This is a genomic window from Mesorhizobium sp. M0954 (genome assembly GCF_040319155.1).
Lineage (GTDB): Bacteria > Pseudomonadota > Alphaproteobacteria > Rhizobiales > Rhizobiaceae > Mesorhizobium.
Genome location: NZ_JAMYNR010000015.1, coordinates 66,271 through 85,659 on the forward strand (window position 1 = coordinate 66,271; position 19,389 = coordinate 85,659).

At 61.6% G+C, this 19,389-nt stretch carries 17 protein-coding genes and 1 pseudogene; 5 read left to right on the top strand and 13 right to left on the bottom strand.

Annotated elements, in window-relative coordinates; genetic code table 11:
• Positions 1–19: 19 nt before the first annotated feature.
• The 4 genes from NKH93_RS21115 to NKH93_RS21130 form a co-directional block, all read right to left on the bottom strand.
• Complete coding sequence (locus tag NKH93_RS21115; protein ID WP_352541845.1) at positions 20–1,111, bottom strand: AI-2E family transporter; 1,092 nt, start codon at positions 1,109–1,111, stop codon at positions 20–22.
• A gap of 225 nt (positions 1,112–1,336) precedes the next feature.
• Positions 1,337–1,750 carry a type II toxin-antitoxin system VapC family toxin gene (locus NKH93_RS21120; RefSeq protein WP_352971805.1) on the bottom strand — a complete coding sequence of 138 codons (414 nt, stop codon included), beginning with the start codon at positions 1,748–1,750 and terminating at the stop codon, positions 1,337–1,339.
• The gene (locus NKH93_RS21125) at positions 1,747–1,995 is read right to left on the bottom strand and encodes a plasmid stabilization protein (protein WP_352455498.1); all 249 of its coding nucleotides are present in this window, start codon (positions 1,993–1,995) and stop codon (positions 1,747–1,749) included. The genes NKH93_RS21120 and NKH93_RS21125 overlap by 4 nt, the downstream gene beginning before the upstream one ends.
• 422 nt (positions 1,996–2,417) lie before the next feature.
• Entirely contained in the window at positions 2,418–3,560 is a 1,143-nt protein-coding gene (locus NKH93_RS21130; protein ID WP_352971808.1) for a Fic family protein, read from the bottom strand.
• Between the two features lie 204 nt (positions 3,561–3,764).
• Here NKH93_RS21130 and NKH93_RS21135 point away from each other — a divergent pair, with 204 nt between their 5' ends.
• On the top strand, positions 3,765–3,995 hold the full coding sequence (locus NKH93_RS21135; protein ID WP_502896473.1) for a hypothetical protein: 231 nt from the start codon (positions 3,765–3,767) through the stop codon (positions 3,993–3,995).
• A 355-nt stretch (positions 3,996–4,350) separates the two neighbouring features.
• Positions 4,351–5,139, top strand: a complete 789-nt coding sequence (gene xth, locus NKH93_RS21140) for an exodeoxyribonuclease III (RefSeq protein WP_352971811.1) — start codon at positions 4,351–4,353, stop codon at positions 5,137–5,139.
• 74 nt (positions 5,140–5,213) lie between these two features.
• On the opposite strand, the gene ligD is transcribed toward xth, so the two are convergent.
• Positions 5,214–6,986, bottom strand: a complete 1,773-nt coding sequence (gene ligD / locus NKH93_RS21145; protein WP_352971814.1) for a DNA ligase D — start codon at positions 6,984–6,986, stop codon at positions 5,214–5,216.
• A 637-nt stretch (positions 6,987–7,623) separates the two neighbouring features.
• Here ligD and NKH93_RS21150 point away from each other — a divergent pair.
• On the top strand, positions 7,624–9,552 hold the full coding sequence (locus NKH93_RS21150; RefSeq protein WP_352971817.1) for an adenylate/guanylate cyclase domain-containing protein: 1,929 nt from the start codon (positions 7,624–7,626) through the stop codon (positions 9,550–9,552).
• A gap of 251 nt (positions 9,553–9,803) precedes the next feature.
• Here the strand turns inward: NKH93_RS21150 and NKH93_RS21155 are convergent, their stop codons facing one another.
• From NKH93_RS21155 to NKH93_RS21190, 8 genes and pseudogenes are all read right to left on the bottom strand, one after another.
• On the bottom strand, positions 9,804–10,139 hold the full coding sequence (locus NKH93_RS21155) for a hypothetical protein (RefSeq protein WP_352971819.1): 336 nt from the start codon (positions 10,137–10,139) through the stop codon (positions 9,804–9,806).
• 133 nt (positions 10,140–10,272) lie between these two features.
• Positions 10,273–11,388, bottom strand: coding sequence for an ABC transporter substrate-binding protein (locus tag NKH93_RS21160; protein ID WP_352971822.1), 1,116 nt, complete (start codon positions 11,386–11,388; stop codon positions 10,273–10,275).
• A gap of 74 nt (positions 11,389–11,462) precedes the next feature.
• The gene (locus tag NKH93_RS21165) at positions 11,463–12,398 is read right to left on the bottom strand and encodes an SMP-30/gluconolactonase/LRE family protein (RefSeq protein WP_352971825.1); all 936 of its coding nucleotides are present in this window, start codon (positions 12,396–12,398) and stop codon (positions 11,463–11,465) included.
• A gap of 29 nt (positions 12,399–12,427) precedes the next feature.
• Entirely contained in the window at positions 12,428–13,483 is a 1,056-nt protein-coding gene (locus NKH93_RS21170) for an ABC transporter permease (RefSeq protein ID WP_352971828.1), read from the bottom strand.
• 19 nt (positions 13,484–13,502) lie between these two features.
• Positions 13,503–15,045 (bottom strand): annotated as a pseudogene (locus NKH93_RS21175) (sugar ABC transporter ATP-binding protein).
• Positions 15,046–15,082: 37 nt separating this feature from the next.
• Entirely contained in the window at positions 15,083–15,967 is an 885-nt protein-coding gene (locus tag NKH93_RS21180; protein WP_352771276.1) for an NAD(P)-dependent oxidoreductase, read from the bottom strand.
• On the bottom strand, positions 15,964–16,542 hold the full coding sequence (locus tag NKH93_RS21185) for a gluconokinase (RefSeq protein WP_352971832.1): 579 nt from the start codon (positions 16,540–16,542) through the stop codon (positions 15,964–15,966). The genes NKH93_RS21180 and NKH93_RS21185 overlap by 4 nt, the downstream gene beginning before the upstream one ends.
• The gene (locus tag NKH93_RS21190) at positions 16,511–17,248 is read right to left on the bottom strand and encodes an SDR family oxidoreductase (RefSeq protein WP_352971947.1); all 738 of its coding nucleotides are present in this window, start codon (positions 17,246–17,248) and stop codon (positions 16,511–16,513) included. The genes NKH93_RS21185 and NKH93_RS21190 overlap by 32 nt, the downstream gene beginning before the upstream one ends.
• A gap of 157 nt (positions 17,249–17,405) precedes the next feature.
• Here NKH93_RS21190 and NKH93_RS21195 point away from each other — a divergent pair, with 157 nt between their 5' ends.
• Together NKH93_RS21195 and NKH93_RS21200 are read left to right on the top strand one after the other, a co-directional pair.
• Positions 17,406–18,341 carry a 2-hydroxyacid dehydrogenase gene (locus NKH93_RS21195; RefSeq protein WP_502896474.1) on the top strand — a complete coding sequence of 312 codons (936 nt, stop codon included), beginning with the start codon at positions 17,406–17,408 and terminating at the stop codon, positions 18,339–18,341.
• A 14-nt stretch (positions 18,342–18,355) separates the two neighbouring features.
• A complete protein-coding gene (locus NKH93_RS21200; RefSeq protein WP_352971835.1) occupies positions 18,356–19,387 on the top strand; it encodes an L-idonate 5-dehydrogenase in 1,032 nt (343 codons plus the stop codon).
• The last annotated feature ends 2 nt before the right edge of the window (positions 19,388–19,389 follow it).

Consider the following 19,389-nt stretch of genomic DNA (forward strand, 5'->3'; position numbering starts at 1 on the left):
GCGCCCTTTTCGCGCTTGATCAATCCGTCACGGACTGATGCGGTAGCTCACCAGCGCGCGCCGGCGTCGGCCGGTCGGTCAATCGAGTCTTTAGCACGTCGATGAGGCTGATTGTGATGGCGATCACCGCAGGTCCGAGGACAAGGCCGGATGCTCCGAACAAGACGATGCCGCCGACCGCGCCGATAAAGGCCACCACCGTGTGGAGGCGCAACCGATTCCCGACAAGCATCGGATAGAGCAGATTGTCGATGCCGCCGACGATGACGCCGCCCCAGACGGTCAATATCGCTGCGCTGGCCCAAGCTCCCTCCAGTGCGAGATAGACCGCTGCGGGCACCCAGATCACAAACGCCCCGAGCACGGGCACTATGGCAAGAAGTCCCATGACAAGGCCCCAAAAGACTGGCGTCGGCAGGCCGAGCCACCAGAACATCAGGCCACCCAATGTTCCCTGGACGGCGGCGACGAACACGGTGCCGAGCAGTGTTGCATGGACGGTCTCCGCAAAGCGAGACAAGATGTAGGCTGTCTCCGGAGCGCGCAGGGGCGAAAGGCCCGCGACGGCTTGCAGGCCATGTTGGCGGTCGCGCAGAAAATAGAACAGAAGATAAAATGTCAGGCCGAACATCGCGACTTGATAGATGGAGCCACGCAATAGCGACGTGCTTTGTCCCGTCAGCCATTGCACGAATGCGGCGACTGAGCCGGCCGGATCGAATTGGTTCTCGATCCATTGGGCAATGGCCGAAAGCGTGGGATAGCCAGACATGAAGCCGACTGCGTCCCAACCGCGGATGACCTCCTCCAGATAAGTCGCTCCGTTTACCGCCTCGCGAACGAGCTGTTGTGCGACGAGCGCCAGCGGCAGGCCGACGGCGATCGCCGCGACGCTTACCGATATCAGCGCTGCCAGGTTTCGATTTCCGACCCGTCTCTCAACCCACCGGTGAGCCGGAGACAGAATAATTGCCAGGACGAGCGCCCAGGTCAATGCCGGCAAAAAAGGCCACGCCAGCAGATAACAGACATATAGACCGATCGCCGTCGCTGCCAGGACGCCGAGCAATTTCAATTGTTTCACATCCGGCATCTGTTTCAGATCGGGCATCTCTCGCCGTCTCGCAAGCCCAGCGAGCCTAATGGTTTTCCCGAAGAAAAGGCAGGTCGGTTGCTGTACCCGGTCAGGCTGCCGCTGAGGCGCTTCGAGTGACCTTCAGGCGATTTTGACGACATGCAAATTGACCTGATATCGCTCGCCTGCGCTTTGACGGCCTTTCAGCCCGTCTTTGACAGGCAGATGGGGCTTGAACAAAAGCGACGACAGGAAAACGCTTCAGAACTCCCACGGAGATGTCAGAACGAGTCCTGCCGTCTCGAAGTCAGTCAGATTGCGCGTGGCGAGGCGGCCCCCGTTTACTCGAGCGATCGCCGCGATCATGCCATCGGGTGCCGACATGCCGCGTCGCTGGCGACCAGCAGCACCCATAATTTCCCCATAAACCAGCGCAGCCTCTTCTGTCAGACCGAAGATGCGGTCTGCGAAACGCCGGCGCCAGTCCGACAACCCTTGCTCCAGCCGTTCGGCACGTTGATCCGGTCTTATCTTCTGGATGCCGAACGCGATCTCGGCAATCGTCACGGTTGGAAGCGCGAGTTCGGCATCGTATCGGATCAGCCAGGCAATGACTGCCTCGTCTGGGGTCTTTTTCAACGTTTCGGAAACGACGGTCGTATCGACAAAGATCAAAGCTCGACGCCTCGATTCGGCCGGCGACTCTCACGGATCACCGCCTCAAGGTCGATGTCTGTGCCGGATTGCGCTGAAAGCCGCGGGTAGAAGGCAGAAGCAGGCTCACGACCGGCCTCGCGGACCTCATAAGATTCGAGGGCGCGCTCGACCACCTCCGCAATCGAGCGGTTTTCACGACGGGCAAGCCGGTGTGCAAGATCACGCGCCTTGGCGCTGCGGACTGAGAGTTGTGGCTCGGCCATATCGGACTCCTTGGCACCCATTGTATAGGCTCATTTCGCCTGCTAGCAAGATGGCATCTGATGGCTTGATGTCAAAACTGATGTTGCAGCGAGTTGCGGCTGCGCAGAAATAGGAGATAAAATGTCAGGCCAGCGTCGGTTGCCGTACGGGTTGTGGTGCAGTCAGGATGGCGAAACCAGAAGGCGTTGGGTGCCTAGGCAAAGCCAAAGCGCGATTCAGGGGTTTTGCAGCCTATCAAACCGCTCGCTGGGGCTTCAATGGCGGCTATCAAGGCGGAAAGTTCGTCAATGACTGGCCCTAACGGCTTGCGACCGAACCCGATGGACCAGTGCCGAGCGACAAACGGCATAGACGCATTCTCCGAACCAATCGAGCGGGCCAATCATGCTTTGGGCGCGCGCTGTCGGCTCGCGCTCCTGTTTCAACGATGTCGCCGAGGCGCGCGATCCGGCCCGTCATCCAATCCTGCCAGCGAATAGCTCGTGCTTCGCCCACCGGCTTCATCTCTCACGAGTATCCCTTGCGCCAGGAGATCATTGATATCGCGCAAGGCCGTGTCAGGTGAGGTCTTGGTCAGCACTGCCCATTTCGAGGAGGTGAGCTTGCCTTCGAAACCGTCCAGGAGCCGATTGACGACTTTGCGCTGGCGTTCGCTTAGAGGTCGTTGGACTATCTCCTCCCAAAAACGGGCCTTTCGCAGCACATTGGCCAAAATCTCCTCGGCCCCGCCGAAGGCGCGGTCGAGACAGCTTAGAAACCATTGCAGCCAAGGGGTGATGTCGAGACTGCCCTTCTGCGTCCGTTCGAGGATCGCGTAGTAGTCCTTCCGCTCCGCCCGGATTTGCGCGGACATGCTATAGAACCGCTGAGCGCTGCCCTCCGATCGCGCCAACATCATGTCGGCGATCGCGCGGGCGATACGGCCGTTGCCATTCTCGAAGGGATGGATGGTGACGAACCATAGATGGGCGACCCCCGCCTTCAGAACGGGATCAAGCGGCGCGTAACGGTTGAACCAGTCGATGAACGAGGCCATTTCAAGCTCAAGCCGGGCCGCTGCTGGAGCTTCATAGTGGACTTTCTCCCGACCGATGGGACCTGAGACGACCTGCATCGGACCAGAGGCTTCATGCCGCCACGCACCGACGATAATCTTCGTCATGCCGCTGCGACCCGTCGGAAACAGGGCCGCATGCCAGGCGAACAACCGCTCATCCGTAAGTAGCGCCTGATAGTTCTGAGTTGCGTCGAGCATCATCTCGACCACGCCCTCGACATCGCGGTCGACCGGCGCCAGTGCGCCAATATTCATGCCCAGTCGGCGGGCGATGGACGACCGCACCTGTTCCTTGTCGAGAATTTCACCCTCAATTTCGCTGGATTTGAGAACGTCCTCCGTTAGGGTCTGAAGCATCGCCTCGGCACGCAATTCGAAGCCTAGCGCCTCCATCCGCCCCAGCAGCCGGCCCTGCCGATGGCGCACCGTCGCCAGTTGATCGGCAAGGTCCTGGCTGCGCCACTCGAACTGCGGCCAGTTTTCAAGCTCGTAGATATAGGTCGCCATATTCTCCGCACTTTTTGCGTCGAATATGGGCCTCAATCGTCGTATATGCAAGATCATTTGCCGCAATTTATGCGGTGAATAGACCAGCTAAACACCGCATGGTCACGGCTTATTATTCCTCTTGTCGGCTTCTTCTCTCAAAGACCTCCAATCTTGACGCTATATCTCCTCAGGTTATGAGGCATTTTGCGGTTAGGCAGTGAGATGGCACTGGTCCAGTACTCCGACAATGGCTTCTTCGCTCCGTGCACGATTGCCGACGCCTTTCGCACGACGAGCGACGAAGTCGGCCGAACTGCCGGGCTGGGCAAGGATGCCGTCCAGCACAAGCAGCGGGTCCGGTCGGACAAGACCATGGCCGATGTGGTCCACAAGGTCGAGCCGTGCTTCGGTTCAACCCTTCGCAAGATCGCCCGCCTTGCCGCTACGAATTGAGAGCTGTGGCTCGGCCATATAGGATTCCTTCGCAGCATTACTTAAACCCACTGGACCCAAGGCGGTCGCCCTCAATCAGCAGTAGACCTGCCCAAGCTCCACCCGTCCGTGCGTTGCGGCCGCCCTAACGCCGGATTGTGCGCGCCGCATCTACCGCTCGCGACTTCGCCTACGACGCTCCCGACGACCAGCTCCTGCGCTCATTGCGCCATCTGGCACGCGGAAAAGCTCGCTGAAACCGCTCGACCGCCATTCTAGAAAGACGACTGACAAGGCCTCCCTTTGGCGGCATGATGCAAGCATCAACATCTGAGCCTTCCATGCTCAAATCGCCGAGGGTTGTTGAGAACTTCGGATGACCCGTATCGCAACCTTTAACGTCAACGGCGTGAACGGTCGCCTGCCCTTGCTCATCAAGTGGCTGGGTCAGACCGACTATGACATCGTGTGCCTTCAAGAACTGAAGACTTCGGACGAGAAATTTCCCGCGGAAGCCGTCAGGAACGCCGGTTATGGCTCGATCTGGCACGGGCAAAAGTCCTACAACGGTGTAGCTATACTCGCACGGGGAAAGGAGCCCCTGGAGCGTCGACGCGGCCTGCCGGGTGACCCTGACGATACTCACAGCCGGTATATCGAGGCAGAGGTGGATGGGATCGTCGTGGGGTGCATCTACCTGCCCAACGGCAATCCAGCTCCCGGCCCGAAATTCGACTATAAGCTCCGCTGGTTCGACCGTCTGATCAGCTACGGCCAGCTACTGCTCAAGGAGGGGATCACAAGCGTTCTGTGCGGCGACTACAACGTCGTGCCAACGCCGATCGATGCGGTGGTGCCGAGACGTTGGACGGGCGACGCAGTCTACTTTCCGGAGAGCAGGCAGGCCTACGCCGAAATGCTAGACAATGGCTGGATGGATGCCGTCCGCTGCATTCATCCGGAGAAAGGCATCTACACGTACTGGAACTTCTCCTACCGAGGCGGTTATGATCGGAGTTCCGGCCTGCGGATGGACCACCTCCTCGTCAGCCCATCACTTTCGAACAGGTTACGTGACGCGGGCGTGGACGCTGACCTGCGAGGCTGGGAAAAGCCGAGTGATCATGTGCCCGCCTGGATAGAGATCGACCCGTCCGGTAATTAGTTGACATGATCGAATGTTCGGCGGAATCGCCGGGCGTCTTCGCCCACTGCTAATAGAATGCGCTGCGAGATTGCTCACGCTGCTTTTCTAGCAGCCGCCCTAAACGGACGGTCAATGGTGAACGCATCCGGACGGATGGCTGCCTCCACCTGGCTCCAGGTCACGGGACGGGCGATTGGGAAGCCGGGTCGCGCTCGTGGGGAGAAGGCGCCGACCGCCGTGTTGCCGCGCCCATTGCGAAGGTAGTCGATGAAGATGCGGCCCTTTCGGGCTGCAGGCGCGGCGGAGAGCAGATAGCGATCAGGATGGGCTTCAGCGAGGCGCTTGGCGAACGATCGGGCAAGGAGCCGGGCATTGTCGTGCGTGATCTTCGTCTCAAGTGGGGCCATCAGGTGAATTCCCTTGCCGCCCGTCACCTTCGGCCAGCTGTGCAGACCTTCCGCTTCCATGATGTCGCGGAGCGTTAGCGCGGTCTCGATCACTTTGTCCCACTCGACCCCCTCGCCCGGATCAAGGTCCAGAACAACCCGGTCGGCATGTTCGATGTCGTCAACAGTAGCGTTCCAGGGATGCAGCTCTACCGCATCCATCTTGACCAGCCCCAGCAAGCCGGCAAGGTCGTCCACCCACACGCGCACACCTTCGCCACCCTCGCGCTTCTGAACGCGCAACTGATGCACTGCAGCTGGGATCTTCGGCAGCGCGCCCTTGTGGTAGAAGGTTGCCCCGAGAGCATGGCGGACCAGCTTCAGCGGTCGGTGGCCGAGATGGACGAGTGCGTAATCGGCAACCCTCTGCCAGTAGCGCGCAAGCTCTTCCTTGGGGGGTGAGACCCCGTCGGGCAGCAGTTGCAGGATGTTCTCCCTGGGAATGCCAAGTTCCTGGGCTGGCCCACGTCGCTTTGATGGCGCCGGAGGCTTGGCCGGGATCGCCACCAGGTCTTCTCGCAGACCCTTGAATACTGCCTCGCGCAACACGCCGCGATCAGTGACGCCGCTGAACTGTACCTCGGCCAGCACCTCTGGTCTGACCCACGTCGCCTTCGGCTTCACGATGGGCTCTGACAGAGGCGACTTGCTGATGATCAGCGGGTCGAGCCGCTCTCGAACCAGTTGAGCAACGCTCAAGGTGTAGCCGCTGCGGGCCTTCCCGGCATAGAGCAGTCGGTCGCCCTCACGGCGACCGATGTAGAGGGATGCGATGCGGCGCGGGTGAGCGCCCAGCTTCTCGACAAATGCCACGATGGGGAAAGTGTCGCTCTTGATGCACTTCACCTTGAGCCAACTGGTCTGGACCCCTGAGCGGTAGGTGGCATCGGTGCGCTTGGAGACGATGCCCTCCAACCCCATACGGCAGGCATGTTCAAATACGTCCGTGCCGCCCAACTCCAGATGTTCGGCGTAGGTCAATGTCGGGGCTGAGTTCTTCAGCAGCTTCTCTAGGGCTGCCTTACGCCTTACCAGCGGCTGCCGCCGCAGATCGCGCCCGTTGAGGTGCAGCAGGTCGAATGCGTAGAAGATGAGCCTCGGCGAGTCTGGGTTGCCCAACTCCCGTTCCAACGCTTGGTAGTCCGGCAGGCCAGTGTCGCCGAGAACGACAGCCTCCCCGTCGATGATCGCCGCCTTCACCGGCAAGCCCGCCGCCGCTTGAACAATTCGTCGGTATCGGTGCGACCAGTCGTAGCCACGGCGCGTGAAGGCTCTCGCTTTGCCGCCCTCAATGATCAGTTCGGTGCGGTAGCCGTCGTACTTGATCTCATGAAGCCATTCGCCGCCCTCGGGCGCATTCTCGACCAGCGTCGGCGACTGGAACTCAATGAAAGAAAGCCCGTCTGTGGCGTTACGCATGCACCCTCCGACGGCGAGTCAAGACGCAGAGCAGCAATAGGTTCCGGGGCATTTTAGCGAAATTGTATGTTGGGGCAGTTTATGGTTCCGTTGGAATTAGCATCAATTATCAAGCCGCGCACATAGCAAGGACTGGCGCGAGCTGGAGGCGGATTTGCTATGGCTCGATCTGCCGCCAGCCAAAATGCAATGACAATAGCCAACGCTTGGGAGGCGTGCGTGGCGCGGATCGTAGTCGCACCGCAATTGCACCGCCGTGGCGTCGTAGTCGAGGTGTCGGGGTCCGCCGAGCCTCCCTGCACCATCCTGATCTGATGTGCGTCCTGACATGGACTCTCCTTCCATGGCTGCATCGGGGCAAGCGGCAATTTCTGTCCTCACCAAAGGTCCGCTTTGTGAATAGCCGTTCATTGCGGCTGCCATGTATGAGCAACGGTCGGGTGGAAGCCTCACATTGCTGCGATCGATCTGAACCGGAACGGGCGCGCCATGAACAGAAATTGAGAAACATCTTCCGAAGTGGACATTCGGGTGATGCGCTGGGCACGGAAGCAAGGAGGCTCGTGCATTCGGGGCGCGCCCTCTTTAAAGCCGTCACGGGGCTTGCAATTCGGTGGCGCATTGCGACACTTGTTGCATGAGCACGTCCGCACAACCAGTGCGTCTGGCCCGCCCCGAAAAGAAGCGGCGTCGCATCCCTATTGCGGTCATCATGGCGTTGAGTTTTGGCAGCCTCATATTCCTGTCGGTCGGGGGCGTGCTCGCGTTGTCGGTCGGCGCCAATTTTCGCAACACGTTCGACTTGCTCGGCGCCCAGTCGACACTCCTGATCGATGCGATGGAGGACTCGCTGCGCGCAGAGATGGGGGACGCCGAGAACGCGGTCGACGGCATCGCGCAGCTGTATGCCCAGGGCGAGTTCCAGATCGACGACGAGGCGATGTCTGCAGCCGTTGCCGGTGCTCTGGCTACCGCCTCGGGGGTCGAGGCGATGCTGATCTGCACCCCCGACCTGGTCTGCCGTGGCGCCGCGCGCTCAGTCGAAAACAACGTTGCAACGGGCGCCATCGAGCATTTTCCGGCCAAGCCCGAGAAGTCGCCCCAAGTCCGCGCCGCCCTCGAACAACGCAGACGGGTCGGCGGCAGGCAATGGGGGGCATTCGTAGCCAACGAGTTCGGCCTGTACGCGCATGTCTCAGTGCCGCTGGCACGTGATGGCGTGACGCAGGCCTGGGTGATCGCGGCGGTCGAATTGCAGAAACTGTCCGATATCACGCGGGAGCTATCATCGCGATTTGGCACGCATGCCTTCATTCTCGACGGCGAAGACCGCGTGCTCGCCGACCAAAGGCTGGCCGATCCCGACGCTCTGAAGAACGGCGTCCTGCCGCTGACGCCGCTGGCCACGTATGGCGATCCGGTATTGGCCGCCTATAGCGCGCGGAAGGTAGAGCGGGATTTCGACACGCGCCGCGCCCGCGACATAGAAATCGCCGAGATCGACCGCAGCGTGGACAATGCGTCCGAGTGGAGCGGCGACGCCACCTACATCGCCATCACCCGCAAGATCGCAGGCTATGGCGACAAGCCCTGGACGCTCGGCGCGTATTTCGAGACCAGTCAGATCAGCAAGGAGATCGAGCGCGTGTTGGGATCGGCCCTGCTCGGTCTTGGGGCGATGGCCGTGGCGGTCATCGTCGCGATCCTGCTTGGGAGGCGCCTGTCGCGACCGATCCAGGCGATCGCCGGCCAGGCCATGCGCGTTGCCGATTTCGATCTCGACGGCGTGACTCCGCTGCCGCGCAGCAGGGTTCTGGAGTTGGACAACCAGGCTTCGGCCTTCAACGCCATGCTGATCGGTCTGCGTGCATTCTCGACCTATATTCCGCGCTCGCTGGTGGCCAAGCTGGTGCGCACCGGAGAGGTCGGCATCGCCGAACCGCGCGAAGCGGTCGTCACCGTCATGTTTACCGACATCGTCGGGTTCACCACGCTGTCGGAGCAGATGGACGCCGCAGCCGCGGCCAGGCTGCTGAACCACCACTTCGAGATCCTGTGTGGCGCGGTCGATGCACATGGCGGTACGGTCGACAAGTTCCTGGGCGACGGCATGCTGGCGTTCTTCGGCGCGCCGGATCGTCTGAAGGGCCATGCCGCGGCGGCCGTCCGCGCCGCCGCGGCGATCCGCGAGGAGCTGGACAAGGACAATCTGGAAGCGGCTGGCGAAGGCCGGCCTCCTCTTCATGTCCGCATCGGCATCCACACGGGCTCCGTCATCGTCGGCAATATCGGCGCATCCGATCGCGTGAACTACACAATCGTCGGCGACACCGTAAACATCAGCCAGCGGCTTCAGGAACTCGGCAAGTTGCTCGCACCAGATGCCGCGACCGCCATCGCGATTTCCGGCGAGGCTGTTTCGCGGCTCGACGAAAAATTCGAAACGATCCCGGCGGGCAGGCACAGGTTGCGCGGGCGCGGCGAAGCGACGGAAGTCTTTCAGCTTCGCAAAGTCGCGACGTCAGCACCGCCCCGTGTGGACGTTCGCCACGCCCAAGCAGGCTAGGGCCATGCCGCTTCCCTGCCGCTGATCGGCGGCTTGGAGAAGCCCGCGCGAATGCTGGTTCCGGCTAATGCCGACTTCCAAAAAGAGAATTCGGCTCCGCAAGGTCTCGAAAGGGTCATCGGCGTGAATTCGTCTTGCGCGGACGACCTTCCCCTCGGGGTCGCTCAAAGACTCCCATCTTGCGGACCAATCTCACCAAGGCGTCTGGGCTTTAACGTCGGCGATTGTCGTGTGGCGCTTTTTTGATCATCCTATCGAGCGGTTGGAAACTCGTTCGCCTCGAAAACATGGTGATGCACACGGCCGGTGAACATCTTGAGCAGCTCTCCAGTCGCATCGCGGCTCTGAAAGCGAACGTCGGACTGCAGCGCCTTCTTGCAGGCGTCCATGTCGGGATAACGGATGGCGAGCGCCATGGCATAGACGGGGGCGCCCTCATCCCGTGCCGTGCCATCCAGAACGCGCACCTCCTCGGCTCCAGGAAATTGCGTCCACAACGGCACTAGCCTTTCCCTGACAAAGCGCCGGAATTCGCTCTCGCGTCCGGGGTGGATTTCGCCTTCGAACAGGGCGTAGCGAATGATCATGGCGAGGATTTCCTGATTTTCTGCGCTTGGGATGGCCGCCGGCCGGCAAGGGCAGGTCGCGGTGCAATTCGTGGATTTGTCGTGCGAATGAGATGCGGGCGCATCGCGTATTGCGCCCGCATCGCCGGGCGTCCTACTTGCCCCAGATCTTCTTGTATGCGCCGCGGTAGCCATTGCCGGGGTCGAATGCGTTATTCGGCCCACCGTCGAACTCGACATTGTCGGCCGTCACCACATGCAGCGGCGACAGATAGCCCGACCATTTTTCGCCAGCGATGGCGCGGTTCAGCTCGTCGACCAATTGCCAGCCCTGCAAGTTGAGCGGTTCGGCGACGGTCACCTTCTGGAACTGACCGGCGCGAATGCGCTGATAGGCCGATTCCGAACCGTCGCCGGCGGCGACATTGATCGGCGCGTCGGTGCCGGCTTTGCCGGCGGCGGCAAGTGAGGGTCCCATGAAGTCGAAATAGAGATCGTTGATCGCCAGCGAATGCGTCCAGGCATCGCCGTACTTCTGCAGCAGCGAAGTGGTCAGCTGCGGCATGCGCTGCGAGGTCTCGGCGATCGGCGTGTCGACATATTCGAGCACCTTGCCGCCCAGCCGCTCGATCTCCGCCTTCATCTTGTCTGCCTTGGCGATGGCGATGGCGTAGGTCGAATCGGTGAAGATGACGACGCCGGGCTTGCCCTTGGCATCGGCGTAGGCCCAGTCGGCCGCGGCCGTGGAGACTTGCATGGCATCCGTCGACACGTTGGCGAACACGCCGCTTTTCTGGTCGGGCCCGATCACCGGTCCGGCATGCCAGGAGACCAACGGGATACCTGCGACCTTAGCCTGTTCCAGCGCCGGCGCCTGCTCGACCGCGTCAAAACCGTTGATGACGATGCCATTCGGCTTCAACGCCATGGCTTGGCCGAAGGCAGCGGTGCGGCCGCCGATCGAGCCGGCGCCGTCAATCACCTTGACCTCCCAGCCTATCGCCTTGGCTGCTTCCTCGACGCCGTTGGTGACGCCCAGGATGCCGCCGTTCTTGAGGTCGCCGGCGAGCACGACGATCGTCTTGCCTTGCTGCGCCTTCGGACCGGTGGTCGGGCCATCCCAGGCCGTGACCTTCTGCGCATATTTCTGGACGACCGCCATGGCGTCGGCTGTGGCGTCCGCCCGTGCCTGGCCAGCGAACAGGACAGGAGCAGCGATTGTCATGGCCGTCAAGGCGACGGATGATTTCAGGAATGTTCTGCGTTGCATGTTGGTACCTCCCTTGGTTTCAAGAAATTGCATGGTCTTTCAAAACTCGGCTTTCGATTGGAGTTGACGACATGTCACCGGCTGATGTCGCCCGCCACCGGACCAACGCCGGCCGGATATGCGTTGACGTAGATGGCGTAAAGGGATGTCTGCGCAGTGATGTAGAGGCGGTTGCGCTTGGGACCGCCGAAACAGACATTGGAAACGAGCTCGGGAACCAGGATACGGCCGATCAGGGTTCCGTCCGGCGCATGGACGCGCACCGAGTCGGCGCTGGAGGCCCAGATGTTGCCGTCGCGATCGACGCGAAAACCATCGAAGAGGCCTGCCCCGCACTCGGCGAAGATGCCGCCTGCGCGCGCCGACCGGCCATCGGCGGCAAGGTCATAGGCCTTGATCGCGCGCGGCAGGCCGGGCACATGGCTGGCGCCGCTGTCCGACACGTAGAGGATCGTCTCGTCGGGCGAAAAAGCCAGGCCGTTCGGCTGCACCATGTCGGTGACAACGGCGCTCACCTCACCCGAAAGCTCGTCGAACCGGTAGACATGGGAGCCGCCGATCTCCGCTCTGGCGATCTTGCCCTCATAGTGGCTTTCGATGCCGTAGACCGGGTCGGTGAACCAGATCGTACCGTCGGATTTGACCACCACGTCATTGGGTGAATTGAACCGCTTGCCTGCAACGGTTTCGACAAGCGTCTGCCAACGCCCGTCATGCTCGAGCCGGGAGACACGGCGCCCGCCATGCTCGCAAGCAACGACGCGGCCTTCGCGGTCGAGTGTGTGGCCGTTCTGGTAGTTACAACGGGCCTCGAAGATGCTGACGGAACCATCGCTTTCGTCGTAGCGCAGCAGCCGATCGTTCGGGATGTCCGACCACAGCAAATGCCTTGCGGCGGGGACATACACCGGTCCTTCCGCCCAACGGCTACCGGTCCATAGCCGTTCGAGCTTGGCATGCCCGATCATCAGCTTGCCGAACCGATCGTCGAGAACCTCGTAGTCGTTCATTCCATGATCCACGGGTTTGGCTCGATTTGTCACTTCGAGGGCTGCGCGACGGTCTTGGTCCTGTTTCTTTGCGCTGCGCCGCGCTTGCGCTGGGCGTAGCCGGCAATGCCTATGGCGACGAGCAGCGTGACGCCGTTGAACAATGGCTCGACGAAGAACGAGCCGCCGAACTGCTGAATGCCCGAAATGCCGACCGCCAGGATGATGACGCCCGTCATCGTGCCCCAGACGTTGACTCGTCCAGGCTTGATCGTGGTCGAGCCGAGAAAGGCGCCGACGAGAGCCGGCAGCAGATACTCCAGTCCGACGCTGGCTTGGCCAATGCGAAGCTTGGAGGCGAGCAACACTCCTGTCAGCGCCGTCAGGAAGCCCGAGGAGATGAACGCCCCAATGACGAAGCGTCGCACCGGAATGCCATTGAGAGCAGCCGCCTTCGGGTTGGCGCCGATGGCATAAACGTAGCGGCCGATCGGCAGATATTCGAGAATGATCCACAGTGCGACGGCGATGCCAAGCACGTAGAGGCCGGTGATCGGCAGCCCGAACACCATCGTGCCGTTGAGCGCGTAGAAGCCGTTGGACAACACGCCGACAACCTGCCGGCCGCCAGTGTGCCAAAGCGCCAAGGAATAGAGCACGGTGCCGGTGCCCAGCGTGGCGATGAAAGAGTCGATGCGGGCGACTTCGACCAGCAGGCCGTTGAGGAAGCCGGTCGCGGCGCCGAGAACCAGCACTATCATCACTGCCAGCGGCCACGGAAAGCCGAACATGGTCTGCAGACTGATGGCCAGGATGTGCCACAGCACGATGCCGTAGCCGACGGTGAGGTCAATTCGGCCCGACGCCATCGGGATCATCGCCGCCAGCGACAAAAGCGCGATGATCGCCTTGTCGGAGATGATCGAGCGCAGGTTAAGCAGCGTCGGGAACGTGTTCGGCAGCAGGATCGAAAACAACAGGATCAGCAACACCGTCAGGATAACCAGCCCGTAGACCGGCAGCAGCCGGATGACCTTCTGCCCCATGGACAAATCAGCCATCTCGCCGCGGGTCGGTTCGAGGGCGCTGGATTCGATCGATTGCATGAGTTCGCTCCCAGAAAGATCAGGCGGCTTCGGAAGCCGATGCCGCGGTGATCACGGCGGATGTGGTGAGGTCTTTGCCAGTGAGTTCGCGAACGATCCGTCCTCGCGAAAACACCAAAGCGCGGTGGCAGATGTGGGCAATCTCCTCGAAATCGGTCGATACCACGACGACGGCGAGGCCGGCTTCAAGCGCGCGGCCGATCAGCCGGTAGACCTCAGCCTTGGCGCCGACATCGACGCCGGCCGTCGGATCCTCGGCGATCAGCAATGTACGCCCGGTGTGCAGCCATCGCCCGACGACCACCTTTTGCTGGTTGCCACCCGACAGCGCCTCTATCGGCAGGTTCGGATCGTTGGGGCGCAGCCCGACGGAACTGCCGATCGCCTGCGCCAGCGCAGCCTCCCTGTGAGGCGCAAGGAAGGAAAACAGGCCGCGCTTGCCGGCGCCGGGATTGAGGAAACTGTTCTCTCGAATCGACAAGGATCCAGCGATTGATTCTTCGGTCCTGTCACGCGCGATCAGGCCGATGCCGGACGACATCGCCGCGATCGGGCTGGACAGGTCCGGCACAGCCCCGCGGATCGTCACCGTGCCGGAAAAGGCCTGGCAGCCAAACAGCGCTCGGCCAACCAGTTCCTGCCCGGCACCGCGCAGGCCGACCAGGCCGAGCAACTCACCCTTGCGTACGTCGAAAGACACCGGGCCGGCACCGGCGCAGACAAGGTCGCGGACAGCACAGATCGTCTCGCCGGCCTGCGTTTGAGCCTTGCTGAAAACCTGGCTGACCGGACGGCCGACGATCATCTCGACCAGTTCGTCCGGTTTTGTATCGGCGACTTTCTTCTCGCCGACCAGCCTGCCGTCGCGCAGCACGGCGACGCGATCGGCGATGCGGAAAATTTCATCGAGGCGGTGCGAGACATAGATCATGCCGACGCCGCGCTGCTTGAGCGGACGGATGGCGTCGAACAGCCGCTCGACCTCGTCGGCGGGAAGGCTGGCGGTCGGTTCGTCGAGCACCAGCACATCGGCCTCGGTAGCCAAGGCGCGAGCGATGGCAACCAGCGACTTTTCTGTACGGGTCAGATCCTGGACCCGCGTCGTCGGGTCGAAATCACAGCCGACCAGCTTTAACGCCTCCTGCGCCCTCGCCTCGGTCGATCGCCAGTCGATCAGGCCAGAGCGAAGCGAAAAGCCTTGGGGGCAGGCCGACATTCTCGCCGACCGTCATCCATTCGATAAGACCTAGATCCTGGTGAATGAAGGCTACGGGCTGGCGCTGGTTCGGCCGCGGCGGGCGATGATGGTAGGGCTCGCCGCGAAACAGGATTTGGCCGCCATCCGGCCGATAGATGCCGGCGAGCGTCTTGATCAGCGTCGACTTGCCGGCGCCATTCTCGCCGAGCAGCGCCAGGATCTCGCCCTTGTGCAGATCAAGCGTCACGTCGGAGAGCGCGCGGGTGCCGCCGAACTCCTTCGTAATTGACTTGAACTCGATCAGTTTTTGCTCGGTCACAATGCGTTCCTCCCGAGATCGCCCAAATGATGTTATCGATAACATTTCTAGGCGTCAAGCATCAAAGAATAAGGCCAACGGATCAGCTGGTCTTGCCGTCGAGCAGACGCATCATCTCGGCCGAATCGTTCGGCCCCAATCCAGCGGCGCAGAGCAGGCGATGGATCTCGACCACCTGCCCGGTCATCGGCATCGGCGTCTTGGTTTTCAGCGCGAAGGCCTGCAGCGAATCCAGATCCTTCAGCATGTTGTCGATGCGGCCGGTGGCTGAAAAATCCCGGGCAGCGAATTTTGCCATGAACTCCTGCATGATGCTGGAGTCGGCCCGCCCGCCCTTGAGTGCAGCGGGAATTGCCTTCGGGTCTACGCCGCCGGCTTCGGCAAGCTTCACGGCTTCGGCGACAGCCTGGAACAGTACTGCGCAGAACAGCTGGTTGATCAGCTTGGTCGTCTGCCCTGCCCCACTTGGGCCCATGAGAGTGTAGTTGGCGCAGAGATGCCGCATCACCGTGCGCGCCTGTTCGAAGTCTTCAGCCTCGCCACCCGCCATGACGGTCAGCCTGCCGGCCAGCGCGCCGGGAACGCCGCCCGAAAGCGGGCAGTCGAGCCATTTCATGCCGGTCTCGGCAGACAGCTTCCCGGCCATCTGCGCGGTGTCGACAGGATCGATCGAAGACATGTCGATCAGCAGCTTTTCCGACGACGCCGCAGCCGCCACACCACCGTCGCCAAACACCACCGAACGCACGATATCGGCATGGTTGAGACTGAGAATGACGAAGTCGTTCGCTCGCGTTGCCTCGGCGACCGACGCGGCGGCAGCCGCACCCTTTGCAGTCAGCGCTGCAATCTTGACCTTGTCCAGATCGAACACCGTCACGGCTAGCCCAGTCTCGATCAGGCGTGTGGCGATCGCCGATCCCATGATGCCGGCGCCGACAACGGCGACTTTTGTTGGTTGCGTCATTTCAACGTGCCTTTTTCCTTGATGCTGACAGGGCTGACCCCAAGTGCACCCAGACCCTGCAATACTCTATCGGCAATCGTGTCGACAGGCGCCTCGATGTCCACTGTGACCACCAGCTTCTCGTCACCTGGATGCTCCAGTGTGGCGAACTGGCTGTCGAGCAGCGCGGGCGGAAAGAAGTGGCTGCGGCGCTCGGCGAGCCTGGCTTGCAACACCGCACGTGAACCGTCCAAAAATACGAAAAGCACGGGCCCAATGGCACCATCGCGAAGACGATCGCGATACGATTTCTTCAGCGCCGAGCAACTCGCGACGAGCCCGCGTCCTTCCTCATGGGCATGGCGCAAGGCTGAGCCCAACAGGTCCAGCCAAGGCCAACGATCCTCGTCGGCAAGCGGTATGCCCGCCGACATTTTCTCGACATTCCCGCGCGGGTGCAGCGCGTCGCCTTCGACAAAAGCGAGCCCTAGACGAGCCGCGATCGCGATGCCAATGCTGGTCTTGCCGCAGCCGCTGACACCCATCACGACGATGGACCAGGACTCAGAGGCAGGTTGTGATGCCGCCATCGACATAGAGCGTGTGTCCATTGACAAAGGACGAGGCCGGTGCAGCCAGAAAGATCGCCGCGCCGACCAGTTCGCCGACATCGCCCCAACGACCCGCCGGTGTGCGGTTGGTCAGCCAGGCTGAAAACTCGGGATTGTCGACCAGCGCCTGGTTGAGCGGCGTCTTGAAGTAACCGGGCGCAATGGAATTGATCTGCAAGCCGTGCTTCGCCCAATCGGCACACATGCCGCGCGTCAGGTTGCGCACAGCGCCTTTCGTGGCTGTATAGGGGGCGATGTTGGTCCGTGCCAGTTCGCTCTGCACCGAGGCGATATTGATGATCTTGCCGCGCCGCCGCGGGATCATGTGCCGCGCCACCGCTTGTCCCACAAAGAACACGCTGGAGATGTTGGTGCGCAAGAGTTCCTCCCATTTGTCAGCGGGGAAATCCTCGAGCGGCATTCGGAACTGCATGCCGGCATTGTTGATAAGGATATCGATGGCGCCGATCGTCGCCTCGGTCTCCGCGACGCCGTTCGCCACCGCAGCATGATCGGTGACGTCGAAGACGGCGCTATGGATCTTGTGCCCCTTCGCTGTCAGTGCATCCGCAGCTGTTTTGACCTTTTCGGCGCTGCGTCCGTTGAGCACGATTTCGGCGCCGTGCTGCGCCAACCCCTCGGCCAGCGCCAGGCCGATCCCCTGTCCCGAGCCGGTGACCAGCGCCCGCATGCCGGTCAAATCGAATAATGAACTGCCCAAATGCTCCTCCTGAGCAATGTTTCCTGAGCGGCCACGATTTCCAACGCACTGCCGCCAGTCCCTATTGACATGAATGTTATCGATAACATAGTCAATGGAAAAATGAGTTCGCACAGGAGACGACGCCGTGACCGACATTTTGGTGACAGGTCCCTATCCCGATTGGGACATGGGAGATCTTGAGGCGAAATATCGCGTCCACAAACTTTGGCAGTCCGAGGACAAGGACGCGTTGCTCTCAAGCCACGCCGGCGCGATCCGCGCCATAGCTACGCGCGGCGAGCTTGGCGCAAGTGCTGCGCTGATGAGAAAGCTGCCGCAGCTCGAAATCGTTTCCTGCTATGGCGTCGGCACCGACGCCATCGACCTTGCCTATGCCAGGGCGAACGGCATTCGTGTCACCAATACACCTGATGTGCTGACCGAGGACGTAGCCGATATCGGGATCGGGCTGCTGCTCGCCGTGGCGCGAAAAATCCCGCAGGCCGACGCCTATGTACGCGATGGAAGCTGGCGCAAGGGCAATATGGGGCTGGTCACGCGTGTCTGTGGAAAAAGGCTGGGCATTGTCGGCATGGGCCGCGTCGGTGCGGCGGTGGCGAAGCGCGCCGCTGCATTCGACTGCACGATTTCTTATTTCGACAACCGCAAGCGCGACGATCTTCCTTATGCTTTTGTCGGCGATCTGGTCGAACTGGCGCGCGACAGCGAATTTCTGATCGTAACGCTCGCCGGCGGCGAAAGCACAAAACACATCATTAATGCGTCGATCCTGGCAGCGCTCGGAGCAGACGGTATCGTCATAAATATTTCGCGCGGCAGCACGATCGACGAGACCGCGTTGCTCGCGGCCCTGGAATCCAGTGCCATCAAGGGTGCCGGGCTCGACGTGTTCTGGAACGAGCCAACCATCGACGAGCGCTTCCTGAAGCTTACCAACGTCGTGCTGCAACCGCACCACGCCAGCGGCACGGTGGAAACCCGCAAGGCCATGGGTCAGCTCGTCCGCGATAATCTCGCGGCCCATTTCGGCGGACAGACCTTGCTGACACCGGTCGTATGAGAAGGGATCACATCATGAAGTCGATCGTCATCCACGCGGCAAAAGACCTGCGGATCGAGGAGACCGATCCGGGCTCCCCTGGCGCCGGACAGGTCGAGATCGCGGTCGAGGCTGGCGGCATCTGCGGCTCGGACCTGCATTATTACAACCATGGCGGCTTCGGCGCGATCCGCCTTCGTGAACCCATGATTCTTGGCCATGAGGTTGCGGGCACGGTGCGGGCCCTCGGCGACGGCATCTCCACACTTGCGGTCGGCGATCGCGTGGCGATCTCGCCCAGCCGAGCCTGCAATGCCTGTCGCTACTGCCTGCAAGGCATGCAGAACCAATGCCTCGACATGCGCTTCTATGGCAGCGCCATGCCGATGCCGCACATCCAGGGCGCCTTCCGCCAGCGCCTGATCGCCGAGGCGTGGCAGTGCCACAGAATAGCCGACCACATCTCCATCAACGAAGCCGCTTTCGCCGAGCCCTTCGCGGTGACGCTGCATGCCATGAACCGCGCCGGCTCGCTGCTCGGCAAGCGGGTTCTGGTCACCGGCTGCGGGCCGATCGGCGCGCTTTGCATCCTCGCCGCACGAGCCCACGGCGCGCGCGAGATCGTCGCCACCGATGTCATGGAGGGCGTGCTGGCGAAGGCCCTAGAGATCGGCGCCGATCGCACTATCAACGTCGCGACAAACAGCGAAGAGCTCGCCGCCTATAATGTCGACAAGGGTAGTTTCGACATGATGTTCGAGGCCTCCGGCAATGAACGCGCGGTGCGTGCAGGGCTCGATGTCCTGAAGCCACGCGGCGTGCTCGTGCAGCTCGGTCTCGGCGGCGATCTGTCAATCCCGCAGAACCTCATCGTCGCGAAAGAGATCGAGATGCGGGGCACTTTCCGTTTCCACGAGGAGTTTGCGCTCGCCGTCGACCTGATCAATCGCCGCCGGGTGGATGTCAAACCGCTACTGACAGGCATCTATGCTCTCGACGAGGCGGTCGCGGCTTTCGACATCGCTGGTGACCGAAACAAATCCATGAAGGTTCAGATAGCGTTCTGAAG